The sequence below is a fragment of the Micromonospora sp. NBC_01740 genome, assembly GCF_035920365.1.
Lineage (GTDB): Bacteria > Actinomycetota > Actinomycetes > Mycobacteriales > Micromonosporaceae > Micromonospora > Micromonospora reichwaldensis.
In genome coordinates this window covers 7,229,785-7,253,371 of record NZ_CP109150.1, presented here as the reverse complement: position 1 = coordinate 7,253,371, position 23,587 = coordinate 7,229,785, and the positions used below count along the sequence as shown (strand labels likewise).

At 73.3% G+C, this 23,587-nt stretch carries 26 protein-coding genes; 18 read left to right on the top strand and 8 right to left on the bottom strand.

The window, feature by feature from the left end; translation table 11 throughout:
- The first annotated feature begins 37 nt into the window (after positions 1–37).
- From hrcA to OG989_RS31570, 6 genes are all read left to right on the top strand, one after another.
- Positions 38–1,060, top strand: a complete 1,023-nt coding sequence (hrcA, locus tag OG989_RS31595) for a heat-inducible transcriptional repressor HrcA (protein ID WP_151452815.1) — start codon at positions 38–40, stop codon at positions 1,058–1,060.
- Positions 1,061–1,133: 73 nt separating this feature from the next.
- On the top strand, positions 1,134–2,279 hold the full coding sequence (gene dnaJ, locus OG989_RS31590; protein ID WP_192581261.1) for a molecular chaperone DnaJ: 1,146 nt from the start codon (positions 1,134–1,136) through the stop codon (positions 2,277–2,279).
- 47 nt (positions 2,280–2,326) lie between these two features.
- Positions 2,327–3,061, top strand: coding sequence for a 16S rRNA (uracil(1498)-N(3))-methyltransferase (locus OG989_RS31585; RefSeq protein ID WP_151452816.1), 735 nt, complete (start codon positions 2,327–2,329; stop codon positions 3,059–3,061).
- 285 nt (positions 3,062–3,346) lie between these two features.
- Entirely contained in the window at positions 3,347–3,736 is a 390-nt protein-coding gene (locus tag OG989_RS31580) for a GntR family transcriptional regulator (protein WP_151452817.1), read from the top strand.
- A 29-nt stretch (positions 3,737–3,765) separates the two neighbouring features.
- The gene (locus OG989_RS31575; RefSeq protein ID WP_151452837.1) at positions 3,766–4,710 is read left to right on the top strand and encodes an ABC transporter ATP-binding protein; all 945 of its coding nucleotides are present in this window, start codon (positions 3,766–3,768) and stop codon (positions 4,708–4,710) included.
- A gap of 13 nt (positions 4,711–4,723) precedes the next feature.
- Positions 4,724–5,689 (top strand): hypothetical protein, encoded by a 966-nt coding sequence (locus OG989_RS31570; RefSeq protein ID WP_327029323.1) that lies wholly within the window; start codon positions 4,724–4,726, stop codon positions 5,687–5,689.
- A gap of 193 nt (positions 5,690–5,882) precedes the next feature.
- Here the strand turns inward: OG989_RS31570 and ppk2 are convergent, their stop codons facing one another.
- Both ppk2 and OG989_RS31560 read right to left on the bottom strand, forming a co-directional pair.
- Positions 5,883–6,791: a polyphosphate kinase 2 gene (gene ppk2, locus OG989_RS31565; RefSeq protein ID WP_327029322.1), complete on the bottom strand. Its 909-nt coding sequence runs from the start codon at positions 6,789–6,791 to the stop codon at positions 5,883–5,885.
- 74 nt (positions 6,792–6,865) lie between these two features.
- Positions 6,866–7,627, bottom strand: a complete 762-nt coding sequence (locus tag OG989_RS31560; protein ID WP_327029321.1) for an SDR family NAD(P)-dependent oxidoreductase — start codon at positions 7,625–7,627, stop codon at positions 6,866–6,868.
- 93 nt (positions 7,628–7,720) lie between these two features.
- On the opposite strand from OG989_RS31560, the gene OG989_RS31555 reads away from it, so the two are divergent.
- The 8 genes from OG989_RS31555 (at position 7,721) to OG989_RS31520 (ending at position 15,207) form a co-directional block, all read left to right on the top strand.
- Positions 7,721–8,080, top strand: coding sequence for a histidine triad nucleotide-binding protein (locus tag OG989_RS31555; RefSeq protein ID WP_327029320.1), 360 nt, complete (start codon positions 7,721–7,723; stop codon positions 8,078–8,080).
- Positions 8,077–9,453: a serine hydrolase domain-containing protein gene (locus tag OG989_RS31550; protein ID WP_151452822.1), complete on the top strand. Its 1,377-nt coding sequence runs from the start codon at positions 8,077–8,079 to the stop codon at positions 9,451–9,453. Before OG989_RS31555 ends, OG989_RS31550 begins: the two co-directional genes overlap by 4 nt.
- 207 nt (positions 9,454–9,660) lie before the next feature.
- A complete protein-coding gene (locus tag OG989_RS31545) occupies positions 9,661–10,716 on the top strand; it encodes a PhoH family protein (protein WP_151452823.1) in 1,056 nt (351 codons plus the stop codon).
- A 15-nt stretch (positions 10,717–10,731) separates the two neighbouring features.
- Positions 10,732–11,205, top strand: coding sequence for an rRNA maturation RNase YbeY (gene ybeY / locus OG989_RS31540; RefSeq protein WP_132240405.1), 474 nt, complete (start codon positions 10,732–10,734; stop codon positions 11,203–11,205).
- The gene (locus tag OG989_RS31535) at positions 11,181–12,593 is read left to right on the top strand and encodes a hemolysin family protein (protein ID WP_327031282.1); all 1,413 of its coding nucleotides are present in this window, start codon (positions 11,181–11,183) and stop codon (positions 12,591–12,593) included. Before ybeY ends, OG989_RS31535 begins: the two co-directional genes overlap by 25 nt.
- Positions 12,586–12,972 carry a cytidine deaminase gene (locus OG989_RS31530; protein WP_101412356.1) on the top strand — a complete coding sequence of 129 codons (387 nt, stop codon included), beginning with the start codon at positions 12,586–12,588 and terminating at the stop codon, positions 12,970–12,972. The genes OG989_RS31535 and OG989_RS31530 overlap by 8 nt, the downstream gene beginning before the upstream one ends.
- Entirely contained in the window at positions 12,969–13,865 is an 897-nt protein-coding gene (gene era / locus OG989_RS31525; protein WP_151452825.1) for a GTPase Era, read from the top strand. The genes OG989_RS31530 and era overlap by 4 nt, the downstream gene beginning before the upstream one ends.
- 175 nt (positions 13,866–14,040) lie before the next feature.
- Positions 14,041–15,207 carry an acyltransferase family protein gene (locus OG989_RS31520; protein WP_151452826.1) on the top strand — a complete coding sequence of 389 codons (1,167 nt, stop codon included), beginning with the start codon at positions 14,041–14,043 and terminating at the stop codon, positions 15,205–15,207.
- Here OG989_RS31520 and OG989_RS31515 read toward each other — a convergent pair.
- Complete coding sequence (locus OG989_RS31515) at positions 15,194–16,024, bottom strand: DUF4097 family beta strand repeat-containing protein (RefSeq protein WP_151452827.1); 831 nt, start codon at positions 16,022–16,024, stop codon at positions 15,194–15,196. The genes OG989_RS31520 and OG989_RS31515 overlap by 14 nt on opposite strands.
- Before the next feature lie 100 nt (positions 16,025–16,124).
- Between OG989_RS31515 and recO the strand changes: the two genes are divergently transcribed.
- From recO to OG989_RS31500, 3 genes are all read left to right on the top strand, one after another.
- Entirely contained in the window at positions 16,125–16,967 is an 843-nt protein-coding gene (gene recO / locus OG989_RS31510) for a DNA repair protein RecO (RefSeq protein WP_327029319.1), read from the top strand.
- An 8-nt stretch (positions 16,968–16,975) separates the two neighbouring features.
- Complete coding sequence (locus OG989_RS31505; RefSeq protein WP_327031280.1) at positions 16,976–17,779, top strand: isoprenyl transferase; 804 nt, start codon at positions 16,976–16,978, stop codon at positions 17,777–17,779.
- 64 nt (positions 17,780–17,843) lie between these two features.
- The gene (locus tag OG989_RS31500) at positions 17,844–18,029 is read left to right on the top strand and encodes a hypothetical protein (RefSeq protein WP_311413809.1); all 186 of its coding nucleotides are present in this window, start codon (positions 17,844–17,846) and stop codon (positions 18,027–18,029) included.
- A 149-nt stretch (positions 18,030–18,178) separates the two neighbouring features.
- Here OG989_RS31500 and gndA read toward each other — a convergent pair whose 3' ends face one another.
- A complete protein-coding gene (gene gndA, locus OG989_RS31495; RefSeq protein WP_327029318.1) occupies positions 18,179–19,621 on the bottom strand; it encodes an NADP-dependent phosphogluconate dehydrogenase in 1,443 nt (480 codons plus the stop codon).
- A gap of 465 nt (positions 19,622–20,086) precedes the next feature.
- Between gndA and OG989_RS31490 the strand changes: the two genes are divergently transcribed.
- Positions 20,087–20,323 carry a hypothetical protein gene (locus tag OG989_RS31490; RefSeq protein ID WP_151452831.1) on the top strand — a complete coding sequence of 79 codons (237 nt, stop codon included), beginning with the start codon at positions 20,087–20,089 and terminating at the stop codon, positions 20,321–20,323.
- Positions 20,324–20,487: 164 nt separating this feature from the next.
- Here OG989_RS31490 and OG989_RS31485 read toward each other — a convergent pair whose 3' ends face one another.
- The 4 genes from OG989_RS31485 to OG989_RS31470 form a co-directional block, all read right to left on the bottom strand.
- Complete coding sequence (locus OG989_RS31485; protein WP_151452832.1) at positions 20,488–21,288, bottom strand: energy-coupling factor transporter transmembrane component T family protein; 801 nt, start codon at positions 21,286–21,288, stop codon at positions 20,488–20,490.
- A complete protein-coding gene (locus OG989_RS31480; RefSeq protein WP_327029317.1) occupies positions 21,285–21,416 on the bottom strand; it encodes a hypothetical protein in 132 nt (43 codons plus the stop codon). Before OG989_RS31480 ends, OG989_RS31485 begins: the two co-directional genes overlap by 4 nt.
- Positions 21,413–22,828 carry an ABC transporter ATP-binding protein gene (locus OG989_RS31475; protein WP_327029316.1) on the bottom strand — a complete coding sequence of 472 codons (1,416 nt, stop codon included), beginning with the start codon at positions 22,826–22,828 and terminating at the stop codon, positions 21,413–21,415. The genes OG989_RS31480 and OG989_RS31475 overlap by 4 nt, the downstream gene beginning before the upstream one ends.
- 157 nt (positions 22,829–22,985) lie before the next feature.
- Positions 22,986–23,579 (bottom strand): ECF transporter S component, encoded by a 594-nt coding sequence (locus OG989_RS31470; RefSeq protein WP_132240395.1) that lies wholly within the window; start codon positions 23,577–23,579, stop codon positions 22,986–22,988.
- Positions 23,580–23,587 lie beyond the last annotated feature (8 nt).

Genomic DNA, 23,587 nt, shown 5'->3' with positions numbered 1-23,587 from the left:
GCGTGCCGGGGCCGACGTGCGACAGGAGGTGGGGAGGATGGGTCTCGACGACCGCAAGCTCGCCGTGCTGCGCGCGATCGTCGAGGACTACGTCGCCACGCAGGAGCCCGTCGGCAGCAAGGCGCTTGTCGAGCGGCACCAGCTGGGGGTCTCACCGGCGACCGTCCGCAACGACATGGCCGTGCTGGAGGAGGAGGGCTACATCCGCCAGCCGCACACCAGTGCCGGCCGGGTGCCCACCGACCGGGGCTACCGGCTCTTCGTGGACCGGCTGTCCCGGGTGAAGCCGCTCAGCCCGGCCGAGCGCCGGGCGATCGAGCGTTTCCTGGTCGGCGCCGTCGACCTCGACGACGTGGTGCACCGCACCGTCCGGCTGCTGGCGCAACTCACCCGGCAGGTCGCCGTCGTGCAGTACCCGAGCCTGGCCCGTTCCTCGGTGCGTCACCTGGAGCTGGTGCCGATCTCCACCACCCGGCTGATGCTGGTCATGATCGCCGACACCGGCCGGGTCGAGCAGCGGCTGGTCGAGCTGCCCGCGCCGATCCCCGCCGACGACGTCACGGACCTGCGCCGGCTGGTCAACGAGAAGCTGGTCGGCACCCGACTGTCGGAGACCCCGCCGCTGGTGCAGGCGCTCGTCGAGGAGTCGGTGCCCCACCTGCGCCCGGCCATGACCACCCTCTCCACCGTGCTGCTGGAGACGCTGATCGAGCGGCACGAGGAGCGGATCGCGCTGGCCGGGACGGCCAACCTCACCCGCGGCGGCCTGCTCGACTTCCAGGGCTCCCTGCGCCCCATCCTGGAGGCGCTGGAGGAGGAGGTCGTCATGCTCAAGCTCATCGGCGAGGCGGAGCCGAGCACGACGCGGGTGCTGATCGGCGACGAGAACGAGATCGACAACCTGCGCGCCGCCTCGGTGGTCAGCACCGGCTACGGGCCGGGCGCGACCAGCGTCGGCGGCCTCGGCGTGCTGGGGCCGACCCGGATGGACTACCCCGGCACCATCGCCACGGTGCGGGCCGTGGCACGCTACGTGGGCGAGCTGCTGGCCCAGAACTGACCAGTCAGGGCCGACGGCCGGCTCCGGCCGCCGACCGGCGCAACGCGAGACGAACATGAGGACACGGAACGCAGTGGCCAGGGACTACTACGGCATTCTCGGCGTGAGCCGGGAAGCCTCCGACGACGAGATCAAGCGCGCCTACCGCAAGCTGGCGCGGCAGTTCCACCCGGACGTGAATCCGGATCCGGAGGCCCAGGAGAAGTTCAAGGACATCAACGCCGCGTACGAGGTCCTCTCGGACGACCGGAAACGGCAGATCGTCGACCTGGGCGGTGACCCGCTCGCCCCCGGGGGCGGGGGTGCGGGTGGCCCGGGCGGCCCCGGCGGCGCCGGGCCGTTCGTCGGCTTCCAGGACATCATGGACGCGTTCTTCGGCGGCGCGGCCGGCGGTTCGCGGGGTCCGCGACCGCGTACCCGGCCCGGCGCCGACGCCATCCTGCGGCTGGAGCTGGACCTGCACGAGACCGCGTTCGGCGTCGAGGCGCCGATCACCGTCGACACCGCCGTGCTCTGCACCACCTGCTCCGGCGCCGGCACGGCGGCCGGCACCCACCTGGCCACCTGTGAGGCGTGCGCCGGCCGGGGCGAGGTGCAGTCCGTGCAGCGCACCTTCCTCGGCCAGGTGGTCTCCGCCCGGCCGTGCACGGTCTGCCAGGGCTACGGCACCACCATCCCGCACCCGTGCCCGACCTGCGCCGGCGACGGCCGCGTCCGCACCCGCCGTTCGCTGACCGTCAAGATCCCGGCCGGTGTCGAGGACGGCATGCGCATCCGCCTCGCCCAGCAGGGTGAGGTCGGCCCGGGCGGCGGCACGGCCGGCGACCTCTACGTGGAGATCCACGAGCGGCCGCACGACGTCTACTCCCGCAAGGGCGACGACCTGCACTGCCGGGTCACGGTGCCGATGACCGCGGCGGCCCTCGGCACCCGGCTGACCATCAAGACGCTGGACAGCGAGGAGACGGTCGACGTCAAGGCCGGCACCCAGCCGGGCAGCACGCTGCGGCTGCGCGCCCGGGGCGTGCCGCACCTGCGTGGCACCGGCCGAGGCGACCTCTACGTCCACCTCGACGTGCGCACCCCCACCAAGCTCGACGCCGACCAGGAGAAGATGCTGCGCGACTTCGCCAAGACCCGGGGCGAGGAGGTCGCCGAGCTCACCAAGCAGGGCGGCTTCTTCTCCCGGATGCGCGACGCCTTCAACGGCCACGCCTGAGCGGCCTGACCGCCCCGGCGTCCGCCGGGGCGGCTAGCCTGATCGTCGTGTCCGCGCCGCTGTTCCTGGTCGAGTCGCTGCCCACCGCCGACCAGCTCACCCTGGGCGGCCCCGAGGGGCACCACGCCGCCACGGTGCAACGACTGCGCGTCGGCGAGGAACTCCTGCTCGCCGACGGCCGGGGCGGCACCGCGTCCGCGGTGGTCACGGCCGTCGGCCGGGGCAGCCTCGAACTCGACGTCATCTCCCGGGGGTACGTCGACGCGGCCGTCCCCCGGCTCGTCGTGGTGCAGGGCATCGCCAAGGGCGACCGGGGCGAGCTGGCCGTGCAGGCGATGACCGAGGTCGGGGTGGACGAGATCGTGCCCTGGGCTGCGTCACGCTCGGTGGCGCAGTGGCGCGGCGACCGGGGCGCCCGGGCCCGGGAGAAGTGGGTGGCGACGGCCCGCGAGGCGGCGAAGCAGGCCCGCCGGTCGTGGCTGCCGGTGGTGGCCGGCGCCCCCGACGAGTCCACCGCGACGGTGGCCCGCCGGATCGCGGGCGCCGCCGCGACGTTCGTCCTGCACGAGGAGGCGCGGGAGCGGCTGACCACCGTCGAGCTGCCCGCCGCCGGTGAGATCGTGCTGGTCGTCGGCCCGGAGGGCGGCATCGCCCCGGCCGAGCTGACCGCCTTCGCCGAGGCCGGCGCCCGGCCGGTGCGGCTGGGGCCCTCGGTGCTGCGTACGTCCACCGCCGGGGTGGCCGCCCTCAGTGTCCTGGCCACCCGCCTCGGCCACTGGTGACCGTCGGTACGCCGCAGCCGCATCGGGGGCGCCGGCCGGCCCCATCTTGTCTCGGATCTGCGCTCATCCCCGTGCGCCGGGCCGCTCTCGGCGGCGACGTGAACGCCTCGGGGGCTCAGCGCCGCAGCACCGCCATCGTGCCAGGGCTGTCGCGCATTCCGGTGGTCGGCGGAGGCGTCACGCCCGCGTGATCGCGGCGAGTCACTGCCGATCCGTCGGAGTGGCTTGACAGGGCCCCCTCACCCCTTCACCCTTTCACTATTGAAATAGTGAAAGGGGGCGGAGTTGATCGAGTTCCATCTGGATCGTGGGTCCGGGGTCTCCACCTATCTACAGCTCGTCCACCAGGTGAAACACGCGCTCCGGCTAGGGGTTCTTCAACCCGGCGACAAGCTTCCCACCGCCAAGGAGGTGGTGGCGCGGTTGGCGATCAACCCCAACACGGTGCTCAAGGCATACCGGGAGCTCGAGCGGGAGGGCCTCGCCATCGGCCGCCCGGGGCAGGGCACGTTCGTCCGTCGGTCGCTGCGGACCGCCGACGCGGGTGAGCAGGCCCGACTCGCCGCCCAGCTGTCCGCCTGGGTCGGCCAGGCCCGCCGCGCCGGCCTGGACCAGGAGGACGTGGAGGCGCTGTTCGCGTCGGTGTTGATGGATTCGTTCCGGCGGTCGGCGTGAGGACGAGTGAGGATGCGGTGGTCGTGAACATGCCAGGACTGGGCAGGTCTCCGGAGGAGCATCCGGCCCATGCGCGACGGGAGGGCAATGCGCTGGAGGCGACCGGGCTCGGCAAGCAGTACCGCCGTACCTGGGCGCTGCGCGAGTGTTCGGTGGCCGTACCGGCCGGTCGGGTCGCCGCGCTGGTCGGCCCCAACGGAGCGGGCAAGACGACCTTCCTCCACATGATCGTCGGATTGCTGCAACCCACTCGGGGGTCGGTCCGCGTCTTCGGCACGACGGTGGGACGCGACGGCGCCGCGCTGTCCCGGATCGCGTTCCTGGCCCAGGAGAAGCCTCTCTACGACGGTTTCACCGTCGCGGAGATGATGCGGTTCGGCCGGGTGATGAATCCGAACTGGGACGACGACCTGGCCCGCGGCAGGCTCGACGAGTTGAGGATCCCGCTCGACCGGCGGGTGGCGAGGCTCTCCGGCGGCCAGCAGACCCAGGTGGCGCTCACCCTGGCGATCGCCAAGCGGCCCGACCTGCTGGTGCTGGACGAGCCGCTCGCCGACCTGGACCCCCTGGCCCGACACGACGTGACGAGCAGCCTGATGTCCGCCGTGGCGGAGACGGGCATGACCGTCCTGCTCTCCTCGCACGTGGTGCCCGACCTTGCGGGCACCTGCGACTGGTTGGTCGTTCTCAACGGCGGCCGTGTGCAGGTCAGCGGGGACATCGACGACCTGCTCTCCGAGCACCGGCTACTGACCGGTCCGGCGGACAGCGCCGAGGCGGTGGCCGCCCAGTTGCCCGTCGTCGCCCGTAGCAGCACCGGCCGGCAGGCCACGATGCTGGTCCGCGGCGCCGGTGCCGTTGCGGACCAGCGGTGGACCGAACGTCCCCTGTCCCTCGAGGACCTCGTCCTGACCTACCTGCGTGACCCCGACGCCGCAGCGCTGCCCCGCCCCAACATCGTCCGGGCGAACTGAGAAGGAGAGCAAGATGGTCTGGCTGACCTACCGTCAGCACCGCGCCCAGCTGCTGGTCACGTTCGGGGCGTTGATTCTGCTCGGCGGGATACTCCTGGTCTCCGCCCTCGAAGCCACCTCGTGGGCGGCAGGCCACGCTCCCGACGGCTGCCCGGGATCGTCGCCGGTGTGTCACGACTTCAACCGCGGGATGTTCGACCGTTACCACGCCGTCTACCAGGTCTTCGGCTACCTGCCCCTGGTGGGACCGGCACTGATCGGTGCCTTCTGGGGTGCGCCCCTCGTGGCTCGGGAGATGGAGCGCGGCACGTTCCGCATGGCCTGGACCCAGTCCGTGACGACGCTACGCTGGATCCTCGCCAAGCTCGGCCTGCTGTGCGTGGCCGTCGTGGTCGCCGGGGCAGCCCTGGCGGTGATGGTCGGTCGGTGGAACGCGGTGTTCGAGGGTGCCTTCCCTGACTCCTCCTTCACCAACCCCGGCAAGTTCAACATCGTCGGCCTCGCGCCTGCCGCGTGGTGGCTCTTCGCATTCGCAGTCGGCGCCGCCGCCAGCGCCATCCTGCGCCGCACCGTGCCGGCCATGGCGGTCACCGTGGCGGTGATCGCCGTTGCCATCCCTGCGGTCATCGTCAGTCACGACCTCTACGCCAAGCCGGACCGGCAGGTCGGCGTGAGCCGGGACGCTCTCATCGCCAACGGGGACGTCATCGTCGCCGAGATGCGGGTGGCCCCGGACGGCCGGGTGGCGGACGGCTCGCTGTCCAGCGTGTGCCCACCCGCCGCCGGCGTCGACCCGTCGTCGAGCCGGGCCGAACTCGCCGAACAAGACTGCCTGCTCGCCAAGGGATACCAGGCGGCCTTCGACGTCCATCCAGCCAGTCGATTCTGGTTGTTCCAGTCGCTCCAGGCCCTCCTGCTGGTCGGCGGCGCTGTCGTCCTGCTCGTCGTCACGGTGCGCCGGACACTCCGGCTGCACTGAATCGTGAGCCAGCCTGTATTCGATACAGGACAGATCCTTTCGTACCCTGCTGTGGGCTGACCGCGACGACGGTGACCTCCGGCCCGGAGGCCGCGGCCCGACGGGTCGGTCACCAGCGGTGCGGGCCTCGTCCTTGACCGTCGCTGGCCAGGGCATCTCGGCCAGCGTGGTCGGGGCGCGCGTCCGGCGGGGGTCAGAGCCTGGGAAAGACGTGCACCGTCTGCTCCTCCGGGTCCAGGTCCAGCCCGGCCGGGCCGATGATCAGCGGGTCCGGTACGCCGACCACCTCGTGGTCCTTGTCGTGGTAGTCGAAGCGGCTCAGCACGTGGCGCATCGCCTCGATCCGGGCCCGCTTCTTGTCGTTGCTCTTCAGCACCGTCCACGGTGCGTCGGCGGTGTCCGTGTAGAAGAACATCGCCTCCTTGGCCTCGGTGTACTCGTCCCACTTGTCGAGCGAGGCGATGTCCATGTCGGAGAGCTTCCACTGCCGCACCGGGTCCACCTGGCGGACGGCGAACCGGGTGCGCTGTTCGTTCTGGGACACCGAGAACCAGAACTTGACCAGGCGGATGCCCGAGCGCACCAGCATCCTCTCCAGTTCGGGGGCCTGGCGGAGGAACTCGAGGTACTCCTTGCGGGTGCAGAAGCCCATCACCCGCTCCACCCCGGCGCGGTTGTACCAGGACCGGTCGAACAGCACGATCTCGCCGGCCGCCGGCAGGTGCCCGAGCCACCGCTGGAAGTACCACTGGGTGGACTCCCGCTCGTTCGGCTTGGCGAGGGCCACCACCGACGCGCCGCGCGGATTGAGGTGCTCCATGAAGCGCTTGATCGTCCCGCCCTTGCCGGCCGCGTCGCGCCCCTCGAAGAGGATCACGAGCCGCTCGCCGGACTCCCGGATCCAGTCCTGGAGCTTCAGCAGCTCGATCTGGAGCAGCCGCTTGTGGTGGTCGTACTCCGTGCGCTCCATGCGCTCGTCGTACGGGTAGTCCTCCCGCCAGGTGTCCACCGGGCTGCCGTCCGGGCGCAGCAGTACGGGATCGTCGTCGTGACCGTCGACCACCTGGTAGTCGTCGGTGAGGTCCAGCACGCTGTCCGTCATGCCGGCAACCCTTACCCCGGCACTGCCCACCGTCACCCCCGCCACGCTGGGAGTTTGTTGAGGAACGAAGCCGGTCAGCTGCGCAGGTAGGAGGCGCCGTTGAGGTCGACGATGGTGCCGGAGGCCCACTCCGCCTGCGGGGAGGCGAGCCAGTGCACGGCGGCGGCGATCTCCTCGGGGCGGGCCACCCGGTTGAACGGGCTCTGCGCCCGGATCGCGGCGCCCCGCTCCCCGCTCAGGTGTCCGGTGGTCATGTCGGTCTCCACGAAGCCCGGGGCGACCGTCGCGATCGTGATGCCGTACGGGGCGAGGGCCACCGCCAGCGACTGCCCCAGCGCGTTCAGCCCCGCCTTGCTCGCCCCGTACGCCGGCTGCTCCGGCTCGCCCCGGAAGGCACCCCGGGAGGAGACGTTGACGATCCGGCCGCCCCGGTCGCGCATGTGCTGCGCGGCGCACCAGATGACGTTGCCCGCGCCGGTCAGGTTGGTCTCCAGCACCTGCCGCCACTGCGCGCGCCACTGCTCGTAGGAGGCGCCGAAGACCGGGTGCGGGGCGTCCCGCTCGCCGTACACGCCGGCGTTGTTGACCAGCACGTCGAGCCCGCCGAGCAGGCCGGCCGCCTCGTCGACCATGGCCCGTACGGCGTCCGGGTCGGTGAGGTCGGCGCGGACCACGACGTGCCCCTCGCCGGGCAGTTCGGCGCGCAGCCCCCCGGCCAGTTCCGCCGAGTCCCGGTGGTGGATCGCCACCCGGTCGCCGCCTGCCGCGAACGCGGTCGCCACCGCCCGCCCGATGCCGCGCGAGGCTCCCGTCACCAGTACCGCCCGTGAAGTCACGCCGGCCATCATGCCTGGCCCACCCCCGGTGCGAGGAAGGGACCCTTCCGCTACCGAAGGCGTTGACAGGTGCCCTTCCTTACACTGCCCCGCATGGGAACCGACTGCCTCTTCTGCCGCATCGTCGCCGGGGAGATCCCGGCCACGATCGTCCGGGAAACCGCCACCACGCTCGCCTTCCGCGACATCGACCCGAAGGCGCCGGTGCACGTGCTGGTCATCCCGAAGGAGCACTACGCCGACGTGGCGGCGCTCGCCCAGGGCGATCCGGCGCTGGCCGGGGAGGTGCTCGCCACGGCCGCCGCCGTGGCCGAGGACGAGGGACTGCTCGGCGACGGCTTCCGGCTGATGTTCAACACCGGCGCGTACGGCGGCCAGGAGGTCTTCCACGTGCACGCGCACGTGCTCGGCGGGGCGCCACTGGGCCCGATGCTGGCCCGGAACCTCGCGTGACGGTGGTCGACGACCGCCTGTCGCGGATGGTCCGGACGGTCCAGGCGCAGGCCCGGGTGCCGGCGGTGTCGGCGGCCCTGCACCGGGCGGACCGCCCGCTCTGGACGTGCGCCGTCGGCGGGACCGGCAACGACACCGAGCTGGGGCCGGGCACCCGGTTCCGGATCGGGTCGGTCACGAAGACGCTCACCGCCGTGCTGACCCTCCAGTGCCGCGACGACGGCCTGCTGGACCTCGACGACCCCCTGGGCCGGCACCTGGACCCGCCGGCTCACGGCGAGCTGACGGTGCGCCGGCTGCTGTCGCACACCGCCGGCCTGCAACGCGAGCCGTACGGCGACGTCTGGGACACCCTGCGCATGCCGGACGCCGACGGGCTGGTCGCCGACCTGGCCCGGGCCGAGCGGGTGCTGCCCCCGGGCCGCCGCTACCACTACTCGAACCTCGGCATGGCGCTGCTCGGCCGGCTCGTCGGCCACCTGCGGGGCGGCACCTGGGCGGAGGTGCTCGCCGAGCGGGTGCTGACCCCGCTGGGGCTGGCCGGGACCTCGACGGAACCCGGGCCGCACGCCGCGACGGGGTTCCTGGTCGACGCCTACTCCGACGAGGCACGCCCCGAGCCGCCGACCGACTTCGGGGCGGTCGGCCCGGCGGCGCAGCTCTGGAGCACCGCCTCCGACATGGCCCGCTGGGCGGCCTTCCTCGCCGACCCGGCGGCGCTGGACCCGGCCGGCGCGGTGCTGGCCCCGGCCACGCTGGAGGAGATGCGCTGGCCGGCGACGGTCACCGACGAGACGCTCTGGGCCGACGGCTTCGGGCTCGGCCTGATCCTGGTGCCGCAGGGCGAACGGATCATGCACGTCGGGCACTACGGCGCGATGCCCGGCTTCCTGGCCAGCGTCTACGGACGGCGGGGCGGGGAAGGCACCCCCGGCGCGATGGGCGTCGCGGTGCTGGGCTCCTCCGGCACCGCCGGCGAGGTCCTCGACCTGCCGCACCGGCTGCTGGCCGCTGCGGTCGAGCACGACCCCGCCGACGTCACACCGTGGCAGCCGGGCCCGCCCGCCCCCGAGGGCGTACGCGGGCTGCTCGGCCGCTGGTGGGGGGAGGGTTTCGAGTACGTCTTCTCCTGGCACGACGGCGAGCTGCGGGCCCGGGGCGCGGACGATCCGGCCGGCAAGCCGCCGTCGGTCTTCGTCGCGCTGCCGGACCGGCCGGACGTGTTCCGCACGGTCTCCGGCCGGGAGGCGGGGGAGCTGCTCCGGCTGACCCGGGACGAGCACGGCACGGTGGTGCGGATGCACTGGGCGACCTACCGGTTCACCCGGCACCAGGAGACCTTCGAGCGGTACGACTTCCGAGCCGGCTCCTGACGCGCGCGACCGGACGGGCCGAGGACCCGCCCCGTCCGGTCCGCCCCGGCCGCGGAAGAGGTGACCGGTCCGCTCGTGCCCCACGCGCGGAAATGGGCAGGGTGCCACCGCTGTTGGAAAGATAAGATGGCAGTAACGTCAGCGCGTCGCGCCAGCAGGCCGGCGCCGAGATCGAGAGCAGGTGCGCAGGGCCCCTCGGCCCGACCTATGACCGGCACCCCACCTCCCGGCCCGCCCCGGGTGCAGACCAGGATCACCGTCCCGGATTCCAAGATCATGGTCAACCTGCTCGGCGCGGGTGACGAGATCCTGCGACTGGTCGAGCGCTCGGTCGACAGCGACGTGCACGTCCGGGGCAACGAGATCACCATCACCGGCGCCCCCGCCGACAACGCCCTCGCCGAGCGGATCTTCAGCGAGCTGCTGGAACTCATCGAGAAAGGCGAGACCCTGACCACTGACGCCGTGCGGCGTACCGTCGGCATGCTCGAGCAGGGCGGCGCCGAGCGGCCCGCCGAGGTCCTGACGCTCAACATCCTCTCCCGGCGCGGCCGCACCATCCGTCCCAAGACGCTGGGGCAGAAGCGCTACGTCGACGCGATCGACGCGCACACCATCGTCTTCGGCATCGGCCCCGCCGGCACCGGCAAGACCTACCTGGCGATGGCGAAGGCCGTCCAGGCGTTGCAGGCCAAGCAGGTCAGCCGGATCATTCTCACCCGGCCGGCGGTCGAAGCGGGCGAGCGGCTCGGCTTCCTGCCCGGCACGCTCAACGAGAAGATCGACCCCTACCTGCGCCCGCTCTACGACGCGCTGCACGACATGCTCGACCCCGACTCCATCCCCAAGCTGATGGCGGCGGGCACGATCGAGGTCGCGCCGCTGGCATACATGCGGGGAAGAACCCTAAATGACGCGTTCATCATCCTCGACGAGGCGCAGAACACCACGCCCGAGCAGATGAAGATGTTCCTCACCCGGCTCGGCTTCAATTCCAAGATCGTCGTCACCGGTGACGTCACCCAGGTGGACCTCCCGGGTGGCACGACCAGCGGCCTGCGGGTGGTCCGGGAGATCCTGGAGAACGTGGAGGACGTGCACTTCGCCGAGCTCTCCAGCTCCGACGTGGTCCGCCACCGGCTGGTCGGGGAGATCGTCGACGCGTACGCCCGCTGGGACGAGCGGGAGAACCAGCAGGCGCAGAGCGTGCACGCCGTGCCGGGGCGGTCCGCCCAGGGCGGCCGGGCCGGCCGGCGCCGCTAGACCGAGGGAAGACTGTTGTCCATCGAGATCGCCAACGAGTCGGGTGTCGACGTCGACACCGACGCCGTGCTCGCCGTGGCCCGGCACGCCCTCGACGAGATGGGGGTCAACCCCCTCGCCGAGCTGTCCGTGCTGCTGGTCGACATCGACTACATGACCGAGCTCAACCACCGCTGGATGGGCGGCGACGGCCCCACCGACGTGCTCGCCTTCCCCATGGACGAGGGCAGCGTCGACCACGGGCCCGGTGAGACGTCCGCCGCCGGCGGCGAGCCCGCACTGCTCGGCGACATCGTGCTCTGCCCGGAGGTGGCGGCCAAGCAGGCGGCCACCGCCGGTCACGCCGCCGCCGACGAGCTGCACCTGCTCACCGTGCACGGGGTGCTGCACCTGCTCGGCTACGACCACGCCGAGCCGGAGGAGGAACGGGAGATGTTCGCTCTCCAGGCCCGGCTGCTGGCGAGCTGGCGGTCGACCCGGTCCCGGTGATGGCCACCCCGACACTGGCGGCCGCCGCCACCGGCCTGCCCGACCTGCAACTGCTGGTCTTCGCGGCCGGCCTGGTGGTGCTGGCCGGCCTCATCGCCATGACCGAGGCGGCCCTCGCCGCGGTCTCGCCCGCCCGTGCCGCCGAGCTGGCCCGCGACGGCGCGCGGGGCGCACGCACGCTCCAGGCCGTCGCCGGGGACGTGGTCCGCCACCTCAACCTCCTGCTCCTGCTGCGGCTGCTCGCCGAGCTGACCGCCACCACCCTGGTGGCGCTGGTCGCGGTCGACACCTTCGGCGCGGGCTGGCGCGCGGCGCTGGTCACCGCCGGCGCGATGACCGTGATCAGCTTCGTGGTGGTCGGGGTCGGTCCCCGGACCATCGGCCGGCAGCACGCGTACGTGGTCGGGCGGTCCGTCGCCCCGCTGGTCCGCTGGCTGGGCCGGGCGCTCAACCCGCTCGCCTCGCTGCTGATCCTGATCGGCAACGCGGTCACGCCGGGCCGGGGCTTCCGGGAGGGCCCGTTCGCCACCCAGGTGGAGCTGCGCGAGCTGGTCGACCTGGCCGAGCAGCGCGGTGTCGTGGAGCACGGCGAGCGGCAGATGATCCACTCGGTCTTCGCGCTCGGCGACACCATCGCCCGGGAGGTGATGGTGCCGCGTACCGAGATGGTGTGGATCGAGGAGCGCAAGACGCTCTCCCAGGCGTTGGCGCTCTTCCTGCGCTCCGGTTTCTCCCGCATCCCGGTCATCGGCGAGAGCGTCGACGACGTGCTCGGCGTGCTCTACCTCAAGGACCTGATCCGGCGGACCCAGGGCGGTGCCCCGGAGGACCGGCAGCTCCCGGTCGCCGAGCTGATGCGCCCCGCCACCTTCGTGCCCGAGTCCAAGCCGGTCGACGACCTGCTCTCGGAGATGCAGGCCGCCCGCAACCACCTGGTCATCGTCGTCGACGAGTACGGCGGCACCGGCGGGCTGGTCACCATCGAGGACATCCTGGAGGAGATCGTCGGTGAGATCACCGACGAGTACGATGTCGAGCGCCCGCCGGTCGAGCACCTCGACGACGGGGCGGTGCGGGTGACCGCGCGGCTCCCGGTGGAGGATCTGGGCGAGCTGTTCGACACCGACCTCCCCACCGACGAGGTGGAGACCGTCGGCGGCCTGCTGGCCCAGTCCCTGGGCCGGGTCCCGATCCCCGGGGCGCATGTCGAGGTCGCCGGGCTCCAGCTGGTCGCCGAGGGCACCACCGGCCGACGCAACCGGATCGACACCGTGCTGGTGAACCGGGCGGAGTCGACCGACACGCAGAACGGCCCGGGGCGTGGCGAGCACGCCGAGCCCCGGGACGACACGAACCGATCCGAGGAGAGGCAACCCGCCGATGCCTGAGTCACCCGCCGTACCGGCCGCCCGGCCCACCCCGTCCGACCCGGTCGAGCTGAGCGCCGAGGACGGCAAGCTGGTCGTCCTGGCGCGGGGCGCGCGTGGCCGGGTGGGCGCCGTGGAGGGCGCGGCGGTCCGCGACCAGGACGGTCGGACGTACGCGGCGGCCAGCGTGTCGCTGCCGTCGTTGACGATCACCGCGCTCCAGCTCGCGGTGGCCTCGGCGGTGGCGGCCGGCGCGACCCGGCTGGAGGCGGCCGTGGTGGTCACCGAGGCGTCGACGCTGGACGGCGCGGGGCACGCGGCGGTACGCGACCTCGCCGCGGACGCGCCGATCCACGTGGCCGCCCCGGACGGGTCCGTCCTCGGCACGGTGGTCGAGTGAGCGATCTCCAGCCGCGCCCCTACCGGGCCGGGTTCGCCTGTTTCGTCGGCCGGCCGAACGCCGGCAAGTCGACGCTGACCAACGCGATCGTCGGGCAGAAGATCGCCATCACCTCGAACAAGCCGCAGACGACCAGGCACATCATCCGGGCCGTCCTGCACCGCCCGGAGTCCCAGCTCGTGCTGGTCGACACCCCGGGCCTGCACCGCCCCCGTACGCTGCTCGGCGAGCGCCTCAACGACCTGGTCCGGCAGACCTGGAGCGAGGTCGACGTGATCGGCCTCTGCATTCCGGCGGACGAGCCGATCGGGCGGGGCGACCGGTTCATCACCGGCGAGCTGGCCGAGTTGAAGGCCACCGTGCTGGCGGTGGTCACGAAGACCGACCTGGTGGACCGCAAGCGGCTGGCCGAGCAACTGCTCGCGGTCAGCGAGCTGGGTGAGTTCGCCGAGGTGGTGCCGGTCAGCGCGGTCTCCGGGCACCAGGTGGACACCCTGGTCGACGTGATGACCGGCTACCTGCCCGAGTCGCCGCAGCTCTACCCCGACGACATGCTCACCGACGACCCGGAGCAGGTGCTGGTCGCCGAGCTGATCCGGGAGGCCGCCCTGGAGGGCGTCCGCGACGAGCTGCCGCACTCCATCGCGGTGGTCGTCGAGGAGATGGTCCCCGAGGGCCGGCTCATGAAGATCTACGCCGATGTCTACGTCGAGCGCCCCAGCCAGAAGGCGATCGTGATCGGCCACCGGGCGAGCCGGCTCAAGCACGTCGGCACCACCGCCCGCCGGCAGATCGAGGAGCTGCTCGGCACCCGGGTCTACCTCGACCTGCACGTCCGGGTGGCGAAGGACTGGCAGCGGGATCCGAAGCAGCTGCGCAAGCTGGGCTTCTGACGCCAGGGGCCGGGACGCGCCGCGTCCCGGCCCAGAGCCCGTCCGACGCATGATCGGTATCGGTCGGACGTATGGAAGATGTCACCTTCTGGTGGGTTCTCTTCTGTTTGGCGTGCTCGGCCCGGAGGGTAGGGGGTAAGACAGCCCCCGTATCCCCGGACATAGATGCAGGCTGATGCGAAACCGATACCTGGACCTGCTCCGCTTCCTGGCCATCGTTCGAGTCGTCGTCTACCACGTCACCGGTTGGGCCACGCTGACCCTCGTCTTCCCGGCGATGTCGGTGATGTTCGCGCTCGCCGGCTCGCTGATGGCGGCCTCACTGCACCGGTGGGGGCCGGGAGCGGTCGTGCGCCGGCTGCGGCGCCTGCTGCCGTCGCTGTGGGTGCTCGCCGCCGTCTTCGTGCCGGCCATGCTGCTCACCGGGTTGCCGCTGAGCCCTAAGGTGCTGCTCTGGCTCTTCCCCATCGCCGACCCGCCCGCCAACGGCTGGGGCGCGATCGCACTCAGCGTGATCTGGTACCTGCGCGACTACCTCTGGTTCGTGCTCGCCTCGCCGGTGGCCCTCTGGCTGTTCCGGCGGGCCCCGGTGCCCACCCTGATCGCCCCGTACGCCCTGCTCGCGGCGGCCGAACTGGGCCTGCTCCCGGCGCTGCCGGTGGCGCTGCACCAGTTCGGGCTCTACTTCGGGGCCTGGCTGCTCGGCTTCGCCCACCAGGCCGGCATGCTGCGCCGCCTCGCCAACCGGGTGCTGGTCCCGGTCGCGCTGGCCCTCGCCGCCGCCGGGGCCGCCTGGATCGTCACCCACCCCGGACCGCGCGGGTACGACCTGAACGACAACCCCCTGGGCAACGCCCTCTGGTCGGCGGCCTTCGTCCTCGTGCTGCTCGGTCGGGGTCCGGCGAGCGCACCCTGGGTGGACCGCAGCGCCGCGTTCGGCCGGGTGGTGACCATGTTCAACCGGCGGGCGCTCACCGTCTACCTGTGGCACATGCCGTTCGTGGTGGCGCTCACCCCGCTGGTCGACGTGGTGGGCTGGTCGCACCAGGACCCGCTCGGCCTGGCGATCCGGGTGGCGCTGGTCTTCGCGCTGGTCGCGGCGGTGACCGCCCTCGTCGGCTGGGTGGAGGACGTGGCCGCCCGCAGGCCGCCGGAGCTGGTCCCGGGCCGTGCCCGCCCCGGCCCGGCCACCGTCGACGCGGCCGCCGACGGCAGGACCGGCGGACCGGCCACCCGGCACGGGGTCGACGGCAGGGCCGGTGGACCGGTCAGCGGGCGGGCGGTGGTGCCGGCGCCCCGGGCCGCGCGGGAGCCGGAGACCGTCGAGATCAACGCTGGGTGACCCTGATGTCGCCGCTGCCGGTGGAGAGGTCGAGCACCAGCGTGGCGGACGGGTCGTCGGTGACGCCCAGTTCGGCGTCGCCGCCGTCGGTGTTGGAGCGGACCCGGTAGCGGCCCGCCGGCACGACCAGATCGACGCTCCCGCTGGAGGCGTGCACCCGCGCCGAGGCGGGCGTCGTGAGGTCGACGGCGATGTCCCCCGAGCCCGTCTCCGCGTCCACCCCGCCGCCGAGGCGGTGGCCGGTGATGTCGCCCGACGAGGTACGCAGCGTGACCGCGGCGGCGACCTCGTCGACCTCGACGTTGCCGGAGCCGGTCTGGGCGCGTACGGGCCCGCCGGCGCCGGCCACCTGGATGTTGCCGGAGCCGGTCTCCGCGCGTACGGGGCCGCTGGAGGCGGTCACCCGGATGTTGCCCGAGCCGAGCCGCATCTCCACCGGGCCCACCCTGCTCAGGTCGACGTCACCGGAGCCGGTCTCGCCCTTCACGCTCACCCCGTCCGGGGCGGTGACCTCGTAGGAGATGCTGCACCGGGAACCGCAGTCGGTGTCCAGCACCAGTTCGCCGCCCTTGATCTCGTACGTCGCGTCGGGCTGACCGCCCTGGTAGCGCACCACCCGCTTGATCCGCACCTCGTCCTGCGCGCCGATGGCGCGGACGGTCACGTCGCCGGCCCCCGGGAGCACCCGGATGCTGCTGATCCGGACCGCCTCGGTGTTGTCGTAGTCGAGCCGGCGGAAGGACAGGTTGTCGCACCCGGCGGCGACGATCAGGGTGGTGGCCGCAGCGAGCGCGGCGGCGGTGCGGTGCAGAGCCATGCGAGCACGCTACGAGGCGTGACGGCCCCCGCGCATCGGGGTTCCGCGCGCGGACACCCCGAGCTGACCCTGATTCCGCACCCCGAGAGAGAATGGTCCGATGGCCGGGTACCGCCGACAGCTCTACCGCGACGACGCGGTGGTCCTGCGTGCGCAGAAGCTCGGCGAGTCCGACCGGATCATCACCCTGCTCACCCGCCGGCACGGTCGGCTCCGCGCGGTGGCCCGGGGGATCCGCCGCACCACCAGCAAGTTCGGGGCCCGGCTGGAGCCGTTCGGTCACGTCGACCTCCAGCTCGCCGGCGACCCGAAGGGCAACCTGGGCAGCTCGCTGCACACGGTCAGCCAGGTCGAGGGCATCGACCTCTACGGCAAGCGGTTCCTCGGCGACTATCCCCGCTACACGGCGGCCAACGCGATCGCCGAGACCGCCGAGCGGCTCACCCCCGTCGAACGGGAGCCCTCGCTGCGGCTGTTCCAGCTCACCCTGGGCGCGCTGCGGGCGCTCGCCGAGGGCAGCCACGCCACCACCCTGGTGCTCGACGCGTACCTGCTGCGGGGCATGACGCTCGCCGGCTGGGCGCCGGCGCTGACCGCCTGCGCCGTCTGCGGCACGCCGGGGCGGCACCGGGCGTTCTCCGTACCGGCGGGTGGCGCGGTCTGCCCGGACTGCCGGCCGCCCGGCGCGGCCCATCCCGCCCCGGCCACCATCGACCTGATGTCCGCGCTGACCAGCGGCGACTGGCGGGTCGCCGACGCCACCGAGACCGGCGTACGCCGGGAGTGCAGCGGGCTGGTCGCGGCACACCTGCAGTGGCACCTGGAGCGCGCGCTACGCTCGCTGCCGCTGGTCGACCGGGGCGCCCCGGGGGCCGGCCCGGTCCCGCCGTCGCCTGGCGCCGGGTCCGGTGCGGACGGCGTGAACAGGGGGAGAACCGAGTGATCCGATCGATGAGGGCCGGCCGTCGCGAGCCGGTGCCGCCGACTCCGCACCCGTCGGGCGCCCGGCCGCCGGCGCTGCCCGCCGACGCGGTGCCGAAGCACGTCGCCGTGGTGATGGACGGCAACGGCCGGTGGGCCAAGGATCGCGGGCTGCCCCGCACCAAGGGCCACGAGGCGGGGGAGTTCTCCCTCTTCGACACGGTCGAGGGCGCCATCGAGCTGGGCATCCCCTACCTGTCGGCGTACGCCTTCTCCACCGAGAACTGGCGGCGCTCGCCGGACGAGGTCCGGTTCCTGATGGGCTTCAACCGCGACGTCATCCGCCGCCGCCGTGACCAGCTGGTCGACCTGGGGGTGCGGGTGGTCTGGTCCGGCCGGGCCGGCCGGCTCTGGAAGAGCGTCATCTCCGAGTTGCAGACGGCGGAGGAGATGTCCCGGGGCAACTCGACGCTGACCCTCCAGTTCTGCGTCAACTACGGCGGTCAGGCCGAGATCGCCGATGCCGCCGCCGCCATCGCCCGCGACGTGGCGGCGGGCCGGCTGGACCCCGGGAAGGTCAACGAGAAGACCGTCGCGAAGTACCTCTACCACCCGGAGATTCCCGAGGTGGACCTGTTTCTGCGTCCCTCCGGCGAGGAGCGGATCTCGAACTTCCTGCTCTGGCAGACCGCGTACGCCGAGCTGATCTTCCTCGACACGCTCTGGCCCGACTTCGACCGCCGCCACCTCTGGTACGCCTGCGAGCTGTACGCGCAGCGGGACCGTCGCTTCGGCGGCGCGCTGCCCAACCCGGTCGCCCCGCCGCCCGCCTGAGGCTTACCGCCCGGTCGTACGGGGTACCACGGTGGTCAGCAGCCACCGACGGAGGTGAACCCACATGATCCAGAAGCGTATTGCCCAGTGGGCGATGATGGCCGTCGCCGTGCCGTTGGCGGCGGCGGGCGCGCGCCGGCTCAGCCACACGCTGGAGGCCCGCCGCGGCCCGACCGGGGTGAGCCGCCTGCTCACCAAGGGCGCCGACATGCTCCGCCCCCAGAAGGCGAAGCGCCGCCGCTTCTTCTGACCCAAAACCCAGTCGTGACCTGACCCCACCCCCGACCCGTTCGTCGATCATGCAGTCGTGGTGCCCCGCGAAAGCCCCACACCGGGGCGTTCCGACCACCAGAAGTGCATGATCGGCTCGCGGGTCGGGGGTTTGGGTTTGGGTGGGGGTCAGGTTTTGGTTTCGGTGCGGTCGGTGGGCCAGCGGGTGTGGAAGGTGCCCTCGTGGTCCACGCGCTGGTAGGTGTGCGCCCCGAAGTTGTCCCGCAGCGCCTGGATCAGGGCGGCCGGCAGCCGCTGGGCGCGCAGCGCGTCGAAGTACGCCAGCGACGAGGCGAACGCCGGAGCCGGCACGCCCGCCCGCGCCGCGTCGGCCACCACCCGCCGCCAGCTCGGCACGCCGTCGTTCACGGTGTCCGCGAACCACGGCGCCACCAGCAGCGTCGGCAGGTCGGGCCGCTCGTCGTACGCCTGGCGGATGCGGTCGAGGAAGCGGGCCCGGATGATGCAGCCGCCCCGCCAGATCGTCGCGGTGCCGCCCAGGTCGATGCCCCAGTCGTACTCGCGGGAGCCGGCGCGGATGTGGTCGAAGCCCTGCGCGTACGCGACGATCTTCGAGGCGAGCAGGGCGCGGCGGACGTCCTCGACGAAGCCGTCGGGGTCCTCGACCCGCCAGGTCGCGTCCGCGTCCGGAAACGCCCGCCGGGCCGCCTCGCGCTGGTCGGCGTGCCCGGAGAGCGAGCGGGCGAAGGTCGCCTCGGCGATGCCGGTGATGGGGATGCCCAGGTCGAGCGCGCTCTGCACCGTCCAGCGGCCGGTGCCCTTCTGCTCGGCGCGGTCCAGCACGACGTCCACGAACGCCCGCCCGGTGGCCGCGTCGGTGTGCGCCAGCACGTCGGCGGTGATCTCGATCAGGAAGGACTCCAGCTCGCCGGAGTTCCAGCCACGGAAGATTTCCGCGATCTCCGCCGGCTGCGCGCCCAGTCCGGCCCGCAGCAGGTCGTACGCCTCCGCGATGAGCTGCATGTCGGCGTACTCGATGCCGTTGTGCACCATCTTGACGAAGTGCCCGGCGCCGTCCGGCCCGATGTGCCGGCAGCACGGCACCCCGTCCACCTGGGCGGCGATCCGCTCGAAGATCGGCCCGAGCGTGCGGTACGACTCCGCGGATCCGCCCGGCATGATGCTCGGGCCGCGCAGGGCGCCCTCCTCGCCACCGGAGACGCCGGTGCCGACGAAGTGCAGGCCGTGGGCCCGTAGCGCCTCCTCCCGCCGGCGGGTGTCGGCGAAGTGCGCGTTGCCGCAGTCCACGACGATGTCGCCCGCGTCGAGCAGCGGGACCAGTTCGTCGACCACGGCGTCGGTGGGGCCGCCCGCCTTGACCATCACGATGACCGCCCGGGGCCGCTCCAGCGACGCGACGAAGTCGGCCATCGACTCGGCGGGCAGGAACGTCCCCTCGTCCCCGTGCTCCGCGACGAGGCTGCGGGTGCGCTCCGGCGACCGGTTGTGCACCGCCACGGCGAAACCGTTGCGGGCCAGGTTGCGGGCCAGGTTCCGGCCCATCACCGCCAGCCCGGTCACGCCGATCCGTGCCGTCGCCCGCCCGGCCATCCGTCCACCCTCCGCCGTCGACACCCGCCGGTGCGACCGTATCGCCTGCGGGGCGGCCCGGAGAGCGTGTCGGGCACCCCGTCACCGCCACGTGGCTGTCGTCCTGAAGGGCGCGGGGGCCGGCCGACGATCCGGCGCCGGGCGGCCTCCGCGGGGCCCTACCGACCGGCTGCGGATCCCCGCCGGTAATTCGGGTGCGCGCGACCGGTCGGGCGGCTAGCGTGTGGGCATGCGCAACTGACGCCCCACTTCCGAGCCGACCCGCCGCCGCATCGCCGCGGGTCCGCGTGCTCCCGGGCGTCCGCATTCCGCACCTGCCGTCGAACGGCGGTGCTCCTCGTGGCCGATCCCGGGCAGCTGTCCCGATCCCGCCCGACCGTCGCGCGACGGTCGCCGAACGAGGCGGGCCCCGGTCACCGGACGTCGTTCCGGTGCGGCAGGGCCCGCAGACCGAGGAGGCACCGGATGCCCGCCAGGCGCAACCCGAAGAAGTCCCGTACCACCGTCCCCACGCCGTCCGTCGCGGACCTGACGCCCGTCAACCTCGACGAGGTGGCGGTCGCGCCGGTCGTGCCGGCGCTGCCGGTCGACCGACCGACGGCGCCGAAGGCCGGTCCGCCGGTCTCCGGCGCCGGCCGCTCCGGCCCGCTGCGCGGCCAGAAGGCCGGGCAGGCCCGCCGGTACGCCTTCCGGCGCAGCTGACGGTGCCGGCCGGGTGGAGCGTCGTCACCGGCGACTCCACCCGGCCCGCCCGCGCCCGACCACCCGGGCATGCGCCTCCGCCCGGCCCGCTCGCCGGACGACCAGCCCGCTGCGCGCCCGGTCGGCGCCTCCACCCGGGCCCGCCCGCCGATCAACGGGCGGCGTCAGCCGATCAGCGGGCGGAAGGTGCCGAGCAGCACGCTGACGGTCAGCGCGGCCCCGGCGAGCACCGCCGCGCCGGCGATCAGCAGGCCGTCGGCGGCGACGAAGCGCTGTCGCCGGGCGACGGTGCGCGGGACCCCGGCGTCGAAGCCCCGGGCGTCCATCGCCACGGCCAGCCGGGTGCCCCGGCGGATCGCCCCGACGAGCAGCGCGAAGGCCGTCGACACGAACAGCCGAAGTTTCGCCAGCGGGTTGCGGCCGGCCTCGACCCCCCGGGCGCGACGCGCCATGGAGATCATCTGCCACTCCTGCCCCAGCAGCGGCACGAGCCGGAACGCGGCCAGCGCCCCGATGGCGAACCGGGCCGGTGCCTTCGCGTTCTGGATCAGCGCGTCCGCCAGGTCGGTCGGGTCGGTGGTGGCGAAGACGATCACGCCGGGCAGCGCCACCGCGAACATGCGCAGCACCAGGCCGAGCGCGGTGAGCAGCACCCCGGAGGTGACCACCACCGGGCCGGCCTCGACCAGGACCCGGCCGGAGCGCTCGGCGGCGAAGAGCACCAGCGTCACCACCACGCCGACCGCGCCGACGAGCAGCGGCCAGGCCCGCCGCGCCAACACCCGGAAACGGACCCCGAACAGCGGCAGCAGGGCCAACTCGACGGCGATCGCGATGGCCGGGGCCACCGGGTCCAGGGTGGCGATCAGGATGAACGAGAACACCAGCGCCGCGGCGAGCTTGGCCACCGGGTTGCGCCGGGCCAGCAACGCCTCCGGCGCGGCGACCGGCTCGAAACTGATCACGCCCGCCCCAGGGCGCGGCGGCGATCCGGGTGGGTGACCGGTGCGGCGTTCGGGCTGGTCACGCCCGCCCCCAGGGCGGGGCGACGGTCCGGGTGGGTGACCGGTGCGGCGGTTCGGTCGCTGGTCACGGGCGCTCCAGGGTGAGGCGGCGATCTGCCAGGGCGGCGACGAACTCCGGGTCGTGGGTGACGGCGACCAGGCCGTGCCCGGCGTCGCGCAGCTCGGCGAAGAGGTCCACCAGCTCCAGCCAGGTCCGCCGGTCCTGGCCGAAGGTCGGTTCGTCGCAGACGAGCAGGCGGGGCGCGGTGGCCAGGGCGGTCGCCACGCTCAGCCGCCGCGCCTCCCCGCCGGAGAGGGTGTACGGGTTGGCGGCGGCGAGTTTCGTCAACCGCAGCCGGGACAGCAGGGTGTCGACGGTGGTCCGGACCGCCGTCTCGGGCTGGCCGGTGCGGCGCGGGCCGAGCGCCAGCTCGTCGAAGACGGTGTTGGTGACGAACTGGTGCTCCGGGTCCTGGAAGACCGAGCCGATCCGGCGGGCCAGTGCCGGGGCGCGCCAGCGGTGCGGGGGCGTGCGGGCGTCGCCACCGGCCAGTGCCGTCGTCGCCGCGATCCGGCCGGCCCCGGGCTTGAGCAGGCCGCCCAGCAGCAGGGCGAGGGTCGACTTGCCGGCCCCGTTGGGCCCGACGACGGCGAGCGCCTCGCCGGCGCGTACCGCCAGGTCGACGGGGGCCAGCCGGGGCGGCAGGCCGAGCCGGTCGGCGGTGAGCAACACGTCGCCGGGCGGCGCGGTCGCGTGGCGGGGCGGTACCGGGCGGCCGGGCACCCAGACGCCCTCGTCGGCGAGCGCGTCGCCGTGCGTACCGAAGACGGCCTCGGGCGTGCCGTCGGCGCGGACGCCGCCGCCGGGTTCGAGCACGACCACCCGGTCGACCAGGGGCAACGACTCGGCGACGCGGTGTTCGACCAGGATCAGCGTGGTGTCGGCGTCGAGCGCGCCGGCCACCGCCGCCCGGATCAGCGCCGCGCCGGTCGGGTCGAGGTTGGCGGTCGGCTCGTCGAGCAGCAGCAGGCCGGGGCGCAGGGCCAGCACCCCGGCCAGGGCGAGCCGCTGCTGCTCGCCGCCGGAGAGCGCGGCCGTGTGGCGGTCCCGGGGGTACGGGAAACCGACCCGAGCCAGCGCCTCGTCGACGCGGGGCCAGATCTCCCCGGCGGGGGTGCCGCGGTTCTCCAACCCGAACGCCACGTCGTCGCCGCTGCGGGCCATCACGAGCTGGGTCTGCGGGTCCTGAAAGACGATGCCGACCCGCTCCCGGCCCTTGCGAGGGTCGAGCCCGTCGATCTCGACGGTGCCCTCCTGCTCGCCCGAGTCCTCGGGCAGCAGCCCGGCCAGCGCGGCGAGCAGCGTGCTCTTGCCGGCCCCGGAGGGCCCCAGCAGCAGCACCCGCTCGCCAACCTCGACGCGCAGGTCCACCCCGCGCACGGCCCAGGCCCGCCGTCCGGCATGCCGCCACCCGAACCCCCGCAACGTCACCGCCCCCACGCCGCCCCCTTCCTTCCTGCCCGCCCGCGGGCGTTGATCATGAGGTTGTTGTCGTTCGGCACGGCGTGTCGTGGCAACAACTTCATGATCAACGCGCCGGGTCGTGGGGGTGGGTGGGTGGGTGGGGAGAGGGGGGTGGGTGGGGAGAGGGGGTGGGTCAGATTGGGGTGCGGTCTCGGGCGGCGGGGAAGCGGTCCAGGGCGCCCGTGGTGGCCAGGGCGCGGGTCAGGGCCCAGCCGCCGGCACCCGCGACGATCGTGGCGCTGACGATGGTGAGGAGGGCGTACGGGATGCGGTAGCTGCCCAGGGCGTACTCGCTGTTCCAGACGAAGAAGTCGAACAGGGCCGCGCCGAGGCCGGTCAGCGCGCCCGCGATCAGCGCGGTGGGCAGCCGGAACGAGCGGTACCGGAACGCGGCGAAGGCCAACTCGGCGCCGAGCCCCTGGATCAGGCCCTGGACGATGGTGACGCCGCCCCACTCCGAGCCGAGCAGCGCGGAGACCGTCGCCGCCACCGCCTCGCAGAAGAGCGCCGCGCCGGGCTTGCGGATCACCAGACCGCCGAGGACGGCCGGGACCAGCCACACGCCGTACATGATCGCCTGGCTGGCGGGGAAGAACGCGAACGCCGGGTCGACGGCCCGCCACAGCAGGCCCCAGGCCCAGAAGATGACGCCGAAGGCCACCGCGATCACGGCCGCGACGACGACATCGACGGTACGCCACCGGGTGGCGGTGTTGTTGTCTCGCATGATTGCTC